At 74.7% G+C, this 13,616-nt stretch carries 13 protein-coding genes; 9 read left to right on the forward strand and 4 right to left on the reverse strand.

Annotated features, from left to right (window positions below; translation table 11 throughout):
- Positions 1-4: 4 nt before the first annotated feature.
- The 4 genes from ACGFZP_RS08600 to ACGFZP_RS08615 are packed head-to-tail and all read right to left on the reverse strand — an operon-like array spanning position 5 to position 3,084.
- On the reverse strand, positions 5-235 hold the full coding sequence (locus ACGFZP_RS08600; RefSeq protein ID WP_392929990.1) for a hypothetical protein: 231 nt from the start codon (positions 233-235) through the stop codon (positions 5-7).
- 50 nt (positions 236-285) lie between these two features.
- A complete protein-coding gene (gene alc / locus ACGFZP_RS08605; protein ID WP_392929993.1) occupies positions 286-1,407 on the reverse strand; it encodes an allantoicase in 1,122 nt (373 codons plus the stop codon).
- A 59-nt stretch (positions 1,408-1,466) separates the two neighbouring features.
- Positions 1,467-2,384, reverse strand: coding sequence for a LysR family transcriptional regulator (locus ACGFZP_RS08610; RefSeq protein WP_392929995.1), 918 nt, complete (start codon positions 2,382-2,384; stop codon positions 1,467-1,469).
- A 55-nt stretch (positions 2,385-2,439) separates the two neighbouring features.
- Positions 2,440-3,084, reverse strand: a complete 645-nt coding sequence (locus ACGFZP_RS08615; RefSeq protein ID WP_392929998.1) for an ATP-binding protein — start codon at positions 3,082-3,084, stop codon at positions 2,440-2,442.
- Between the two features lie 229 nt (positions 3,085-3,313).
- Between ACGFZP_RS08615 and ACGFZP_RS08620 the strand changes: the two genes are divergently transcribed.
- From ACGFZP_RS08620 to ACGFZP_RS08660, 9 genes are all read left to right on the forward strand, one after another.
- Positions 3,314-4,153 (forward strand): hypothetical protein, encoded by an 840-nt coding sequence (locus ACGFZP_RS08620; protein WP_392930000.1) that lies wholly within the window; start codon positions 3,314-3,316, stop codon positions 4,151-4,153.
- Between the two features lie 184 nt (positions 4,154-4,337).
- Positions 4,338-5,102, forward strand: coding sequence for a YcnI family protein (locus ACGFZP_RS08625; RefSeq protein ID WP_392930002.1), 765 nt, complete (start codon positions 4,338-4,340; stop codon positions 5,100-5,102).
- An 84-nt stretch (positions 5,103-5,186) separates the two neighbouring features.
- Positions 5,187-5,852, forward strand: coding sequence for an SCO family protein (locus tag ACGFZP_RS08630; RefSeq protein WP_392930005.1), 666 nt, complete (start codon positions 5,187-5,189; stop codon positions 5,850-5,852).
- On the forward strand, positions 5,849-6,421 hold the full coding sequence (locus tag ACGFZP_RS08635; protein ID WP_392930006.1) for a copper chaperone PCu(A)C: 573 nt from the start codon (positions 5,849-5,851) through the stop codon (positions 6,419-6,421). The genes ACGFZP_RS08630 and ACGFZP_RS08635 overlap by 4 nt, the downstream gene beginning before the upstream one ends.
- Before the next feature lie 12 nt (positions 6,422-6,433).
- Positions 6,434-8,452 (forward strand): FixH family protein, encoded by a 2,019-nt coding sequence (locus ACGFZP_RS08640; protein ID WP_392930008.1) that lies wholly within the window; start codon positions 6,434-6,436, stop codon positions 8,450-8,452.
- A 5-nt stretch (positions 8,453-8,457) separates the two neighbouring features.
- Complete coding sequence (gene efeB / locus ACGFZP_RS08645) at positions 8,458-9,774, forward strand: iron uptake transporter deferrochelatase/peroxidase subunit (RefSeq protein ID WP_392931004.1); 1,317 nt, start codon at positions 8,458-8,460, stop codon at positions 9,772-9,774.
- 81 nt (positions 9,775-9,855) lie between these two features.
- Complete coding sequence (pheA, locus tag ACGFZP_RS08650; protein WP_392930010.1) at positions 9,856-10,791, forward strand: prephenate dehydratase; 936 nt, start codon at positions 9,856-9,858, stop codon at positions 10,789-10,791.
- Positions 10,792-11,297: 506 nt separating this feature from the next.
- Entirely contained in the window at positions 11,298-12,575 is a 1,278-nt protein-coding gene (serS, locus tag ACGFZP_RS08655; RefSeq protein ID WP_392930012.1) for a serine--tRNA ligase, read from the forward strand.
- A 49-nt stretch (positions 12,576-12,624) separates the two neighbouring features.
- A complete protein-coding gene (locus ACGFZP_RS08660; RefSeq protein WP_392930013.1) occupies positions 12,625-13,467 on the forward strand; it encodes an HAD family hydrolase in 843 nt (280 codons plus the stop codon).
- Positions 13,468-13,616 lie beyond the last annotated feature (149 nt).

The following is a 13,616-nucleotide window of genomic DNA, read 5'->3' on the forward strand; positions in this document are numbered from 1 at the left end:
GTGCCTACGGATGTTCGGTGGCCAGGTACGGCGTCTCGCGCAGGTAGTACGCCCCGCAGGTGTGGCAGCAGAGTTCGGGCGTCTTGCCCCAGTCCGACGGCTCCCGCAGGGCCGCATCCGCGTCCAGCTCCCTGCCGCACATCGCCACGGCCTCCGAACCGCGGACCATGTGCCAGAGCCTCACCCCGGCGGCCGCGCCGCCATCGCCGTACTCGGCGCGCATCTGGTGCATCATTCCCCCATCCTCCGGCGGCCGCGCGGCACCGGCAACCGGGGCCCCGGCCGTCAGACCAGGCCGCCGTGCAGCCGCAGCCGGGCGATGCCGCCATCGGGGAAGACGTCCAGCCGGACGTGGGTGGCCGGGCGGGGGGCGTCGAGCACCAGGCGGTGGACGGCGTCCGGCTGCAGCCGGGTGCGGGGCACCAGTTCGAACCACTCCTGCGGGTCGGCGGCCTGCTCGTCGCGCCCGTACAGCGCCGCCCAGCCGGCCGCGTTGCCGACGTAGCAGCCGGTGTCGATCTCGACCGCGCGGATCGCGCCGCGTCCGGCCAACCGCAGGCGGACCCAGTCGTGGCCGTCGTCGCGGCGCCGCCGGTTCTCCCAGCCGTCGCCCATCGCCCCGGACCGGCCGGGCAGGGCGAGGTTGGCCGGGGACGAGAAGAAGCGGTCCGAGGCGTCCTCGACCGCGCCGCCGTGCTCGATGGCGGCCAGGTCGAAGGTGCCGAGCGCGGCCAGCCAGGCCGGGTCGGGGCGGGCCTCGCCGTGCACCCGCAGCCGGGCGATGCCGCCGTCGGGGTACTGGCTCAGCCGCAGGTGGGTGACCCGGCGGCGGTCCGTGACGGCGAAGCCGTTGGCGGCGTGGCCGCGCACCGGCGAGCGGGGCACCAGCGGGTGCCAGACGGTGGAGTCGGCGAGCAGCTCCTCGGGGCCCGGGGTGCCGGGGAGTTCGGCGCCCTCGACGGCGATCTGCTGCGGGTTGTTGCCGCGGAAGTGCGCGGTGTCGACGATCACGCCGTGCACGGCTCCGGGCGCGCCCAGGCGGATCAGCGCCCAGTCGTGGTCGTCAGCGGTCGGGTGCGGGCGGTCGGGGCCGGCGCCGCGGCGCCGCCGGGTCTCCCAACCGTCCATGATCTGGCCCTTGTTGCCGAAGACGTGCGGGCGGAACTCGGCGGGCTGGGGCAGCAGCAGGTTCTCCCGCTCGGCGAACAGCTCGTCGTTGGCGGCGATCACCGCGCCGCCGAGCCGGCGGTCCGCCAGGTCGGTCAGCACGGTGAAGTCGAACGTGCCGTCGCGGTAGTCGGCGTACGGGTTGCCGCCCGCGTAGGGCAGGGCGCCGGCGGTGTCGGTCGGGTGGGTGGGTTCGGGGGTTCGGACGGGTTCGGGGGTGCCGGTGGCTTCGGAGGTCATGCCTCCACCCTCGCCCCGGGCAACCCGTCAGGTCCATCACAGAGATCTGACCGGAACGTTCAGTCGCACTGAACGTTCCGGGCAGCCTCGGCCAGCGCCTCCAGGACCCGGCGCAGCGGCGGTGCGCCCTCCGTCCCCGCCCGGACGGCGGCGACCACCCGGCGGGTCGGCAGGTCGGAGGGCAGCGACCGGACCACCGCGCCTCCCCCGCGGCCCGCCGAGGCCAGCCGGGGCACCAGCGCCACTCCCAGCCCGGCGGCGACCATCGCCAGGATCGCCGGCCAGTCCGCCGCGGTGTGCGCCCGCTCGGGGACGAAGCCGGCGTCCGCGCAGACCGCCAGGGTGATCTCCCGCCAGGGCCCGGCGGCGCCGTAGATCCACGGCTCGTCGGCGAGGTCCGCCAGCCGCAGACCCGGCACGGCGGCCAGCGGATGGCCGGGCGGCAGCGCCACGTCCAACGGGTCGCTGAGCAGCACCGACTGGACGAACCGGGGATCGCCGCCGGCCGGCTGCACGGCGAGCGACAGCGCCAGGTCCACCTCCCCCGCCGCCAGCAGCCGGTACGCCGCGGCCGCCTCCGCCTCCACCACCCGGACCGCCAACCGCGGTGCGTTGCCGCGGAGTCGGACGAGCGCCGGGACGACGAGCCCGCTGATCGCGGTGGCGAACGCGCCCACCCGCACCTCGCCCGCCTCGCCGTGCAGGTACCCCGCCAGCTCCGCCTCGGCCCGCTCCAGCTGTCCGAACACCAGCTCCGCATGGCGCAGCACCAGCCGCGCCGCGCTCGTCAGCCGCACCCGCCGCCCGTACGGCTCCAGCATCGGCGCCCCCACCTGCCGGGCCAGCGCCGACAGTTGCTGCGACACCGCCGACGGCGACAGGCAGAGCCGCCCGGCCGCCGCCGTCACCGTCCCGCACTCGTCCAGTGCCTGCAGCACCCGCAACCGCCGCAGGTCCCACTCACCCGTCGCACCCATCGCGCCAGCGTAGATCCCCCTCCGGCCACCCCGACCGGCTCCGGGCCCGCCCGGCCTACGAGGCCTGGAGCAGTGCGCCGTCCTGCCACTTGAGGATCTTGTCGAAGCTGACGATCGCGCCGCCCAGGGGGTGGTTGCGGAGCTGGACGTGGTCGGTCAGGGCGTGGATCAGGAAGAGCCCGCGGCCGCTCTCCGCGGTGAGGTCGGGGAGGGTGTCGAGGTCGACCGGGCGCAGGGTGGGGGCCGGGGCGGGCGGGAGGCAGGGCGGCAGCACGTGGGTGTCGTAGGGGCGGCCGTCGCGGCGGGGGCGGTGCGTGGTGAGCAGCGCCCCGGGCAGGGTCGCGCGGCCGCGGCGGGTGCGGCGGCGCGGGGCCGGGCGGGCCGGCGGGGCGGTCGGGCGGCGCAGCGGCGGCGGCGGGAAGGCCGCGGCGGCGGGGGCGGCGACGCCTGGCCCGGAGTCGGTGACCTCGATCCGCAGGCGGTCGCCGCTGATCGAGGCGGTGACCTGGAAGCCCTCGTCCGGGCGGCCGCCAGCGCCGTGTTCGACGGCGTTGGCGCACGCCTCGCTGAGGGCGACGCCCAGGTCCTGGGCGACCTGCGGGTCGACGCCCGCCGTCGCCATGGCACCCAGCAGTATGCGCCGGGCCAGCGGCACGCTGGCCGGGTCGCGCTTGAGGTGCAGAGTCCACCAGATGTCCACGGGAGGTCCCTCCTGGCTGCGGCTCCACATACAACTAGGTATCTCCGGGGGATCCGGCGGCGAACCGTGTCGAAGGTCCGGTACCGCCCGTTCGGCGGATGGACTGACGCCGTGCTCTGTGCCGAGCGGCGCATTCGGGGGCGCGCGCGCCGCGGCCGAACGGGGCATTCGTAGGGATTTCCCCCCCTGCCCGCGTCGGCGGGGTACGCGATGAGATGATGGCCCGGCCATGACTGCCCCCGCCGCCGCCCCGCACCCGGGCGCCCTCGCACCGGACGCGCCGGTCGGGGCCGCCGCCTGGGATCTGCGGCTTGCGCGGGCGGTGCCGTTCGCCATGGTCTGCACGCTGATCGCGGCCGCCGGGCACGCCCTGGCCGGCGGCGGGAACGCGGCCCTGCCCGCACTCGCGACCGGTTTCGCGGCCGTCCTGGTGCTCGCCGCGGCCTTCGGCGGGCGGGAGCGTTCGCTCGCCGCCATCGCCGGTGCGCTCGGCGCGGGCCAGCTCGGCCTGCACTGCCTCTTCCACGGCTTCGGCGGCCACGCAACCGCGATGGCCGGCCTGTCGGGGATGCACCACGGCTCCGCCTCCGGTCCGCTCTCGCTGCCGCAGGTGGCGGGTCGGCTGATCTGCAACGAGGCCCGGCCCGGAACGCTGATCGGGCTGCCCGGCAGCCCGTCCGCCGAGCAGCTCGTCTCCAGCGCCGGCCTGGACCCGCAGACGTACGCCGTCGCGCCCTGGTGGCAGGGCGGCGTGCTCGGCATGACGCCGTCGATGCTCGCGGGCCACCTGGCCGCGGCCCTGGTGGCCGGCTGGTGGCTGCGGCGCGGCGAGGCGGCGCTCTGGCGGCTGGTCCGGATCACCGCCGCGGCCGCCCGGGAGCACTGGGCCGCACCGCTGCGGACGGCGTTCGCGCTGGCCGCCGCACTGCTGCGCGGTCTGCTCGGCACCGGGGGCGGCCCCGTCCGCCGCCCCGGCACCCGCAGCGGGGGCGACCCGCTGCCGACCGGTGCCGCGCTGCGGCACAGCGTGGTGCGGCGCGGCCCTCCGTTCGGCGCCCTCGCGTACTGACCCGCCTGCGGTACCCCTGCCGTACCGGGCTCCGGGTGTGCGCAGCAGCCAGCCGTACCCGCACTTCCGCGCGGTCCTGCGGCCCCACAGACGTCCCCCCACGCCGCGCGGCGCCCGCCGGAGCACGGACCCCCGTGCCCGGGAGCCGGCCTGCCGCCGAGCCTCCGAACGGAGACCACCCATCATGCGTTCCCTGGCCACCCGCCGTATCGCCGCCGTCGCCCTCGCCGCCGCCACCTCCGTCGTGGTGCTGGCCGGCCCGGCCTCCGCACACGTGACCGTCAACCCGGGCAGCGCCCCGCAGGGCGGCTACACCGCCGTCGACTTCCGGGTCCCGAACGAGAGCGACTCCGCCTCCACCGTGAAGCTGGAGGTCAACCTCCCGCTCGACCACCCGCTGGCCTCCGTGCGGACGCTGCCCCTGCCGGGCTGGACCGCCACCATCGAGAAGGCCAAGCTCGACAAGCCGATCAAGGTGCACGGCAACGACGTCAACGAGGCCGTCTCCAAGATCACCTGGACCGCCGATGCGGGCATCAAGATCGCCCCCGGCCAGTTCCAGGAGTTCCGCGTCTCGCTCGGCCCGCTGCCGACCGACACCGACAAGCTCACCTTCAAGGCGCTGCAGAGCTACGACAACGGCGACGTCGTCCGCTGGATCGACGAGGCCAAGGACGGCCAGCCCGAGCCGGCCAAGCCCGCCCCCGTCCTGACCCTCTCCAAGGCCTCCTCGGGCGACGCCCACGGCGTCACCGCCTCCCCGGCCGCCACCTCCGCCGACAGCCACGGCCACGGCGACGCCAAGGCGCAGGCCGCCGGCGACGGCGACGCGAAGAGCAGCGACTCCACCGCCCGCGTCCTCGGCGTGGTCGGCATCGTCGTCGGTGTGATCGGTGCCGCCTTCGGCGTCCTCGGCCTGCGCCGCAAGAACGGCAGCGCCGCCTCCTGACCCTCGCACCGGCGGGGGCCGGACCCGACCCGAACGGGTCCGGCCCCCGCCGGTGACCACCGCGCACCCGATCGGAACACCGCCATGCCCCGCACCCCCCGCACCGCCCGCCTCGCCGGTGCCGCCGCCGTCGCCCTCGCCGCCGCGCTCACCCTGACCGCCTGCGGCTCGGACGGCGGCACCAGCCCCGCCAAGGTCACCCGGCAGAAGGCCGACTCGCCGTACCAGGGCACCGTGCTCAGCAAGAACTTCGAGAAGCCCGACCTGCAGCTGACCGACACCTCCGGCAAGCCCTACGACCTGCGCCAGCAGACCGCGGGCAAGGCCACCCTGCTGTTCTTCGGCTACACCAGCTGCCCGGACGTCTGCCCCACCACCATGGGCGACGTGGGCGTGGCGATGAAGAAGCTCTCCGCCGAGGAGCGGCAGAAGGTCAACGTCGTCTTCGTCTCCACCGACCCGCAGCGCGACACCCCGCAGGTGCTGCGCACCTGGCTGGACTCGATGGGCAGCGACTTCATAGGCCTCACCGGGGACCTGGCCAAGGTGAAGACCGCCGCCAAGTCGCTCGGCATCCTGATCGAGGACCCGGTGACCAACGCGGACGGCACCGTCACCTCCACCCACGGCGCGCAGGTGCTGGCCTTCCTCCCCTCGGACGACAAGGCGCACGTCCTCTACCTGAGCGGCACCGAGGAGCAGGTCTACGAGCACGACCTCCCGCTGCTCGCCAAGGGGGTCGCCGCATGAAGGCATTCGGTGGCCCCCTCGGCTTCCGACGCACGGCACTCGCGGGCGCGGCGCTGGCGACGGCACTGGGCGGCGGCGCCCTGCTGGTCGCCTGCGGGTCGGGCGGCGGGAACGGCGCCGGCGACGGGACGGCCCGGCTGAGCGTGGCCGACTCCTACATCCCGCTGCCCCCGGCGGGCGGGATGGCGGCCGGGTACCTGACCGTGCGCAACGACGGCGGCGAGGACCAGCTGCTCAAGGTCTCCAGCCCGGGTGCCGAGTCGGTCACCATGCACCGCTCGACCGCCTCCACCATGGAGCAGGTCGAGCGCCTGGACGTCCCCGCGCACGGCGCGCTGAAGCTCGCCAGGGGCGGCACGCACCTCATGATCATGGGGTGGCAGAAGGCCCCCGTCCTCGGTGACGAGTTGGAGCTCGACCTGACCTTCGCCAGGACCGGCACCATCTCGGTCAAGGTGCCGGTCAAGGAGCTCACCTACCGTCCGGGCCAGTCCGGCGCGTCCGGCGCGTCCGGTCAGCACGGTCAGTCCGCCCGGCCCGACCAGCCCGGCCAGCCCGGCCAGCAGTAAGGGACCCGCCAGATGCCGAAGGCCAGCCACCGCCGGATCGCCGCACTGCTCGGAATGCTCGGCGCGGTGCTCGCGCTGCTGCTCGCGGGCGCCGGCCCAGCCGCCGCACACGCCGCGCTGCAGTCCACCGACCCGACGCAGAACTCGGTCGTGCCCACCGCCCCGCAGTCCGTCACGCTGACCTTCAGCGAGGCCGTCTCGCTGTCCGGCGACTCGGTCCGGGTCCTCGACCCGGCCGGCAAGGCCGTCGACACCGGAGGGCCGGTGCACGCGGACGGCCGGGACAACACCGCCCGGGTCGGGCTGAACAGCGGCCTGGCCAACGGCACCTACACCGTCGCCTGGCGGGCCGTCTCGGAGGACTCGCACCCGATCGGCGGCGCGTTCACCTTCTCCATCGGCGCGCCCTCGGACACCTCCGTCTCCGCCACCGCGCTGAACACCGCCGAGGCGGACCCGGTGGTCGCCGCCCTCTACGGGACCGGGCGGACCGTCGCCTACCTGGCCTTCGCCCTGCTCGCCGGCGCCGCCGCGTTCGTCCTGGTCTGCTGGCCGGCCGGGGCCGTGCTGCGCCAGGTGCAGCGGCTGCTGATGACCGGCTGGGTGTCCCTGCTGGTCTCCACCGTCGCGGTGCTGATGCTGCGCGGCCCGTACGAGCGCGGCTCGGGGGTCGGGCAGGCCCTCGACCTGTCGCTGGTGCGCGCCACCCTGGACGAGCGGATCGGCACGGCGCTGGCCGCCCGGCTGCTGCTGCTCGCGGCGAGCGGGGTGTTCCTGTCGCTGCTGGTCGGCCAGCTCGGCCAGCCGCCCCGCCCGGCCGCGGAGGCACCGCCGGCCGCGGAGGCGGACGCCCCCCGCACTGACGCCCTGAAGCCGGCCGACGCCGAGGAGGCCGAGCTGCGGGAGCTGGAGCAGCGCGCCGCCGAGCGCCCGCAGCGCGAGGCCCGGCTGGGCCTCGGGGTGGCCGGGCTGGTGCTGGCGGTGGCGCTCTCCGCGACCTGGGTCGGGGCCGACCACGCCGCGGTGGGCATCCAGGTCTGGCTGGCCCTGCCGCTCGGCATGCTGCACCTGATCGCGATGGCCTTCTGGCTGGGCGGCCTCGCCACGATGCTGGTCGGGCTGCGGCACGGCCTCGGCTCCGGCGCCGTCGACCGCTTCTCCAAGGTCGCCTTCGGCTCGGTGGCGGTGCTCACCGCCACCGGCGTCTACCAGTCCTGGCGCGGCCTCGGCAGCTGGGGCGCGCTGACCGGGACGGAGTACGGGCGACTGCTGCTGGTGAAGACCGGCTGCGTGGTCGCGATGCTCGGCGTCGCCTGGGTCTCCCGCTCGTGGGCGGCCCGGCTGCGCTCCGCCCCGGTCGAGGCGGAGCCGGTCGGCGCCGTCGAGGCCCGTGAGCCGGTCGCCGTCGCGGCGCTCTCCGCGGACCCCGTCCGGCAGGCCCAGCTGGACCGTCAGCAGGCCGCCCGGGAGAGCGCCGGGCGCGACCGCGCGCTCACCCCGACCAGGGCCGGACTGCGCCGCTCGGTGCTGGTCGAGTCGCTGGTCGCGGTGGCCGTGCTGGTGGTCACCACGATGCTCACCAACTCGCCGCCCGGCCGGGTGGCCCAGGAGGTCTCGGCGGGGTCCGCCCCGGCCGGCGCCACCGCCCCCGCGCCCGGCGCACCGGCTCCGCAGACCGTGCCGGGCCAGACCCTGGAGCTCAAGCTCCCGTACGACACCAAAGGCCGCACCCCGAACGCCAAGGGCACCGCGACCGTCACCCTCAATCCGGTCCGGACCGGGCCCAACGAGGTGCACCTCGCGCTGGACGGCGCGGACGGCCAGCCGGTCGAGGTCCCCGAGGTGGAGCTCGCCTTCACCCTGCCGGACCGCGACCTCGGCCCGCTGCCGGTGGCACTGACCGCCGACGGCACCGGGCGCTGGAGCGGCACCGCGCAGCTGCCGCTGGCCGGGAACTGGGTGGTGTCGGTGCAGGTCCGTTCCTCGGAGATCGACCAGACCACCGAGATCAAGCAGCTGAAGATCGGGTGAGCGCGTTGCAGGACACCACCACCGACGGCGGCGCGGCTCCGGGCGGTAAGGCCGACGGGCCCGGACGCACCGGCTTCACCCGGCGGGCCCTGCTCGGCACCGCCGGGGCCGGGCTGGTGGTCGGGGCGGGCGCCGGCGCGGCCGGGGCCGTCGCCCTGGACCGTGCCCCCGCCGGCGGCGCCGGAGCGCCCGGCGCCGCGCCGGGCGGCCGGCTCGGCGCCGCCCGGCTGGCGTTCCACGGGGAACATCAAGCCGGCATCGTCGAGCCGCAGCAGGCCCGGGTCCAGCTGGCCGCCTTCGACCTGGCCGACGGCGTCGGCCCGGACGGGTTGCGGGAGCTGATGCGGCGCTGGTCGCAGAGCGCCGCGCGGCTGGCCGCCGGCGAGCCGGCCACCGAGTACGAGAACCAGATCGCCCTGGACGCCGGACCGTGCTCGCTCACCGTCACCTTCGGCTTCGGCGCGGCCCTGTTCGACAAGACCGGGCTGACCGCACACCGGCCGGCGGCGCTCGAACCGCTGCCCGCCTTCCCCGGCGACGCCCTCGACCCGGCCCGCGGCGACGGCGACCTCCTCGTCCAGATCGGCGCCGACGACGCGCTGGTCGCGGTGCACGCGCTGCGCGTGCTCCAGCGCCAGGCGGCCGGCACGGCGGCGCTGCGCTGGCAGATGTCCGGCTTCGCCCGGACCCCGGGCGCCACCGCGCAGCCGATGACCGGCCGCAACCTGATGGGTCAGATCGACGGCACCAACAACCCCAAGCCCGGCCAGGACGGCTTCGCCGCCAAGGTGTTCTGCACGCCGGGGGAGGACCGGCCGGCCTGGCTGGCCGGCGGCTCGTACCTGGTGTTCCGGCGGATCCGGATGCTGCTGGACAACTGGGAGGCCCTGCCGGTCGACCGCCAGGAGCGGGTGATCGGGCGGCGCAAGGCGGACGGCGCCCCGCTCTCCGCCCCCGCCTCCGGCGGCGAGAACACCCCGGTGGACCTCGCCGCGCAGGGCCCGGACGGCGCGCTGGCCATCCCCTCCGACGCCCACGTCCGGGTCGCCGCCCCGACCGCCAACGGCGGCGCGGCGATGCTGCGGCGCGGCTTCTCGTACCACGACGGCCTGCTGGCCGACGGCTCCCCGGACGCCGGACTGCTCTTCCTGGCCTTCCAGTCCGACCCGCGCCAGGGCTTCACCCCGGTGCAGCGCAAGCTGGCCCGCGGCGACGGCCTCTCCCGCTTCCTGCGGCACGAGGCCAGCGGGCTGTACGCCGTCCCGCCGGGCGCCCCGGAGGGCGGCTACGTGGGCCAGTCGCTGTTGGAACGGGCCCGGTGACCACGGACCGGAATCCGGACGTGACCGATCGGCGAAGTGGCTAAGGTGGCTGATCTGACCACCCATTCGCTCGGAGGCGGCATGTCGGCGACCCGGTACACCTACCTCGGCCCGGCGGGCACCTTCACCGAGGCGGCGCTGCGCACCCTGCCCGAGGCGGCGACCCGGGAGCTGGTCCCGCTGGCCTCGGTGCCGCTGGTGCTGGACGCGGTGCGCGGCGGCGAGGCCTCCGGGGCGTTCGTGCCGATCGAGAACTCGGTCGAGGGCGCCGTCACCGCCACCAACGACGAGCTGGCCTCCGGCACCCCGCTGATGATCTACCGCGAGGTGCTGCTGCCGATCTCCTTCGCGCTGCTGGTGCGGCCGGGCACCGAGCTGGCCGACATCAAGACCGTCACCAGCCACCCGGTGGCCCAGCCGCAGGTGCGCCGCTGGCTGGCCGCCAACCTGCCGGACGCCCGCTGGGAGTCCTCCGCCTCCAACGCGGACGGCGCCCGGCTGGTCGCCGAGGAGCGGTTCGACGGCGCCTTCGCGGGCGAGTTCGCGGCCCCGATCTACGGGCTGGACCCGCTGGTCAAGGACATCGCCGACGCGCAGAACGCGACCACCCGGTTCATCCTGGTCGGCCGGCCCGGGCGGGTCTCCTCGCCGACCGGCGCGGACAAGACCTCGATGGTGTTCTGGCTGCCGGACGACCACCCGGGCGCGCTGCTGGAGCTGCTCCAGGAGTTCGCGGTGCGCGGGGTCAACCTGATGCGGATCGAGTCCCGGCCGACCGGCGAGGGGCTCGGCAGCTACTGCTTCCTGATCGACTGCGAGGGCCACCTCACCGACCGCCGGGTGAGCGAGGCGCTGATGGGCCTCAAGCGGATCTGCCCGCAGGTGCGCTTCCTCGGCTCCTATCCGCGCGCCGACCAGCAGGTCTCCCAGCACCAGCGGCCGGGCACCTCGGACACCGATTTCACCGAGGCCGCGGACTGGCTCTCCCGCTGCCTCGACGGCCGCGGCGACATCTGACCGTCGGCTTTCGTTTTCCCACCCTTTTTTGACTGTTTTCGACTGCGCCCGGATGGCGGGGCGGGTCACCGCACCCGTCGTCCACAGGCCCCGCACCGGCGGAACCGGCTGTCCACAGGGCCCCGGGCTGTCCACAGCCGAAAGTTATCCACAGGCCTGGGGACGAGTCGACAAACCGGTATAGCCACTGCCGGTATCGGTCGGATCATTGGTAAGCGGCGCAGAGATGACTAATCGGACCAGAGTCACCCGTGTGCCAGCAAATCACCCGTGCGAGTGCTTCAATTCCCTCACTCGGGAAGGTCAAATGAGGTTTGAAACCTCAATTCCCTGGTTGCGCACACGGCCCGCCCAGCGGGCCCCATCATCCACAGCCCATCGGTTCCGCCTGTGGATAACCTTTCGCCGCGCGATTGCCCACAAGGGTTATCCACAGGTAGGGGCGAGTTATCCCCAGCCGGAAATCCGTACCGGTGGAAGGGCACCCGCCCGGTAGGCTTGGGCCCGTGATTGACCTTCGCCTGCTTCGTGAGGACCCTGACCGAGTACGCGCCTCGCAGCGCGTCCGTGGCGAGGACGTCGACCTGGTCGACGCCCTCCTCTCCGCCGATGAGCGCCGCCGGTCCTCGGGCAGTCGCTTCGACGAACTGCGCAACGAGCAGAAGACGCTCGGCAAGCAGGTCGCCAAGGCCCAGGGCGAGGAGAAGACCGCCCTGCTGCAGCGCACCAAGGCGCTCGCCGAGGAGGTGAAGGCCGCCGACGCCGAGCAGGGTGCGGCCAAGGAGGAGGCCGAGCGCCTGCTCCGCTCGCTGGCGAACCTCATCGACCCGGCCGCCCCGGTCGGCGGCGAGGAGGACTTCGTCACCCTGGAGGAGGTCGGCACCCCGCGCGACTTCGCCGCCGAGGGCTTCGAGCCCCGCGACCACGTCGAGCTGGGGCAGATCCTCGGCGCGATCGACACCGAGCGCGGCGCCAAGGTCGCCGGCGCACGGTCCTACTACCTGACCGGTGTCGGCGCGCTGCTGGAGCTCGCCCTGGTCAACATGGCGATCACCCAGGCCACCGCGGCCGGCTTCACCCCGATGATCACCCCGGCCCTGGTCCGCCCGGCCGCCATGGACGGCACCGGCTTCCTCGGCCAGGCCGCCGAGAACGTCTACTTCCTCGAAGAGGAGGAGCGCTACCTCGTCGGCACCAGCGAGGTCCCGCTCGCGGCGTACCACATGGACGAGATCATCGACGCGGACAAGCTGCCGCTGCGCTACGCCGGCTACTCGTCCTGCTTCCGCCGCGAGGCGGGCACCTACGGCAAGGACACCCGCGGCATCATCCGCGTCCACCAGTTCGAGAAGGTGGAGATGTTCGTCTTCACCTCCCCGGAGGACGCCGAGGCCGAGCACCGCCGCCTGCTGCAGTGGGAGAAGGACTTCCTCAACGCCCTGGAGCTGCCGTACCGGGTGATCGACGTCGCCTCCGGCGACCTCGGCTCCTCGGCCGCGCGCAAGTTCGACATCGAGGCGTGGATCCCGACCCAGGGCAAGTACCGCGAGGTCACCTCGACCTCCAACACCACCGAGTACCAGTCCCGCCGGCTCGCCATCCGGATGCGCGAGGAGGGCAAGGTCCGCCCGCTGGCCACGCTGAACGGCACCCTGGTCGCCGTCCCGCGCACCATCGTGGCGATCCTGGAGAACCACCAGCAGGCCGACGGCTCGGTCGTCGTCCCGGAGGCGCTGCGGCCCTTCCTGGGCGGGCGCGAGGTCCTCCCCCCGGTCAAGAAGTAACGCGTTCCGCACCACCGCCCGACAGCAACTCCCGGGAGACGTACGGCCCATGAGCAACCCCAGCCCCAGCCCCGTCTCCCCCGGTGGCGACCTGCCCTTCCGGCTGGTCGCCACCGACCTCGACGGCACCCTGCTGAACAGCGGGGAGACCGTCTCCGAGCGCACCCGTGCCGCGCTGGCCACCGCCACCGCCGCCGGGGCGCTGCACATCATCGTCACCGGCCGCTCGGCCGCCTGGGCCCGGCCGGTCTTCGACGAGATCGGCTACACCGGCATAGCGGTGTGCGGCCAGGGCGCGCAGGTCTACGACGCGGGCGCGCACAAGCTGCTCACCTCGCTCACCCTGGACCGCCGGCAGGCCGCACTGGCCGTCGCCAAGATCGAGGCGGAGATCGGCCCGCTGGCCGTCGCCGCCAACCAGGACGGCCTCGACGGCCAGGTGCTGGCCGGTCCGGGGTACGAGCTGCTGATCGGCTCCGACCTCCCGGTGGTCCGGGCGGACAAGGACGAGCTCTTCACCGCCCCGCTCAGCAAGCTCTACATCCAGCACCGCGGCCTGACCGACGACGGCCTCGCCGGGGTCGCCCGCCAGGTCGCGGGGGATCTGGTCGGCGTCGTGATGGCGGGCCCCGGCATCGTCGAGCTGCTGCCGCTCGGCCTCTCCAAGGCCACCGGGCTGGCCGTCGCGGCCCGTCGGCTGGGCGTGCGCGCCGCCGACACCATCGCCTTCGGCGACATGCCCAACGACATCCCGATGTTCGGCTGGGCCGCGCACGGCGTCGCGATGGCGAACGCCCACGAGGAGCTGCTCGCGGTCGCCGACGAGGTCACCGTCGGCAATGACGAGGACGGCGTCGCCGTCGTGCTGGAGCGGCTCTACCCGGTCCGCTGAACGGCCGGACGGACACCCGGAGTCGCATCGGCGGCACCCGGATGCTGACCGTCTCAGGAAGAGTTTGTATGCTCCGCTGAAGCTCCGCGTCTCCCGGTGCGGTGCTCCTGTGCGGTGCGACCAGCCGGCCCGGGCGTTGCCCGCCGGAC

The organism is Kitasatospora sp. NPDC048239 (genome assembly GCF_043202015.1).
Classification (GTDB): Bacteria; Actinomycetota; Actinomycetes; order Streptomycetales; family Streptomycetaceae; genus Kitasatospora.

What these genes read in the sequence shown, in the direction of transcription:
- ACGFZP_RS08600 (WP_392929990.1), bottom strand. Translation starts at nt 235, where the DNA reads ATGATGCACCAGATGCGCGCCGAGTACGGCGATGGCGGCGCGGCCGCC.
- alc (WP_392929993.1), bottom strand. Translation starts at nt 1,407, where the DNA reads ATGACCTCCGAAGCCACCGGCACCCCCGAACCCGTCCGAACCCCCGAA.
- ACGFZP_RS08610 (WP_392929995.1), bottom strand. Translation starts at nt 2,384, where the DNA reads ATGGGTGCGACGGGTGAGTGGGACCTGCGGCGGTTGCGGGTGCTGCAG.
- ACGFZP_RS08620 (WP_392930000.1), top strand. Translation starts at nt 3,314, where the DNA reads ATGACTGCCCCCGCCGCCGCCCCGCACCCGGGCGCCCTCGCACCGGAC.
- ACGFZP_RS08625 (WP_392930002.1), top strand. Translation starts at nt 4,338, where the DNA reads ATGCGTTCCCTGGCCACCCGCCGTATCGCCGCCGTCGCCCTCGCCGCC.
- ACGFZP_RS08630 (WP_392930005.1), top strand. Translation starts at nt 5,187, where the DNA reads ATGCCCCGCACCCCCCGCACCGCCCGCCTCGCCGGTGCCGCCGCCGTC.
- ACGFZP_RS08635 (WP_392930006.1), top strand. Translation starts at nt 5,849, where the DNA reads ATGAAGGCATTCGGTGGCCCCCTCGGCTTCCGACGCACGGCACTCGCG.
- ACGFZP_RS08640 (WP_392930008.1), top strand. Translation starts at nt 6,434, where the DNA reads ATGCCGAAGGCCAGCCACCGCCGGATCGCCGCACTGCTCGGAATGCTC.
- pheA (WP_392930010.1), top strand. Translation starts at nt 9,856, where the DNA reads ATGTCGGCGACCCGGTACACCTACCTCGGCCCGGCGGGCACCTTCACC.
- ACGFZP_RS08660 (WP_392930013.1), top strand. Translation starts at nt 12,625, where the DNA reads ATGAGCAACCCCAGCCCCAGCCCCGTCTCCCCCGGTGGCGACCTGCCC.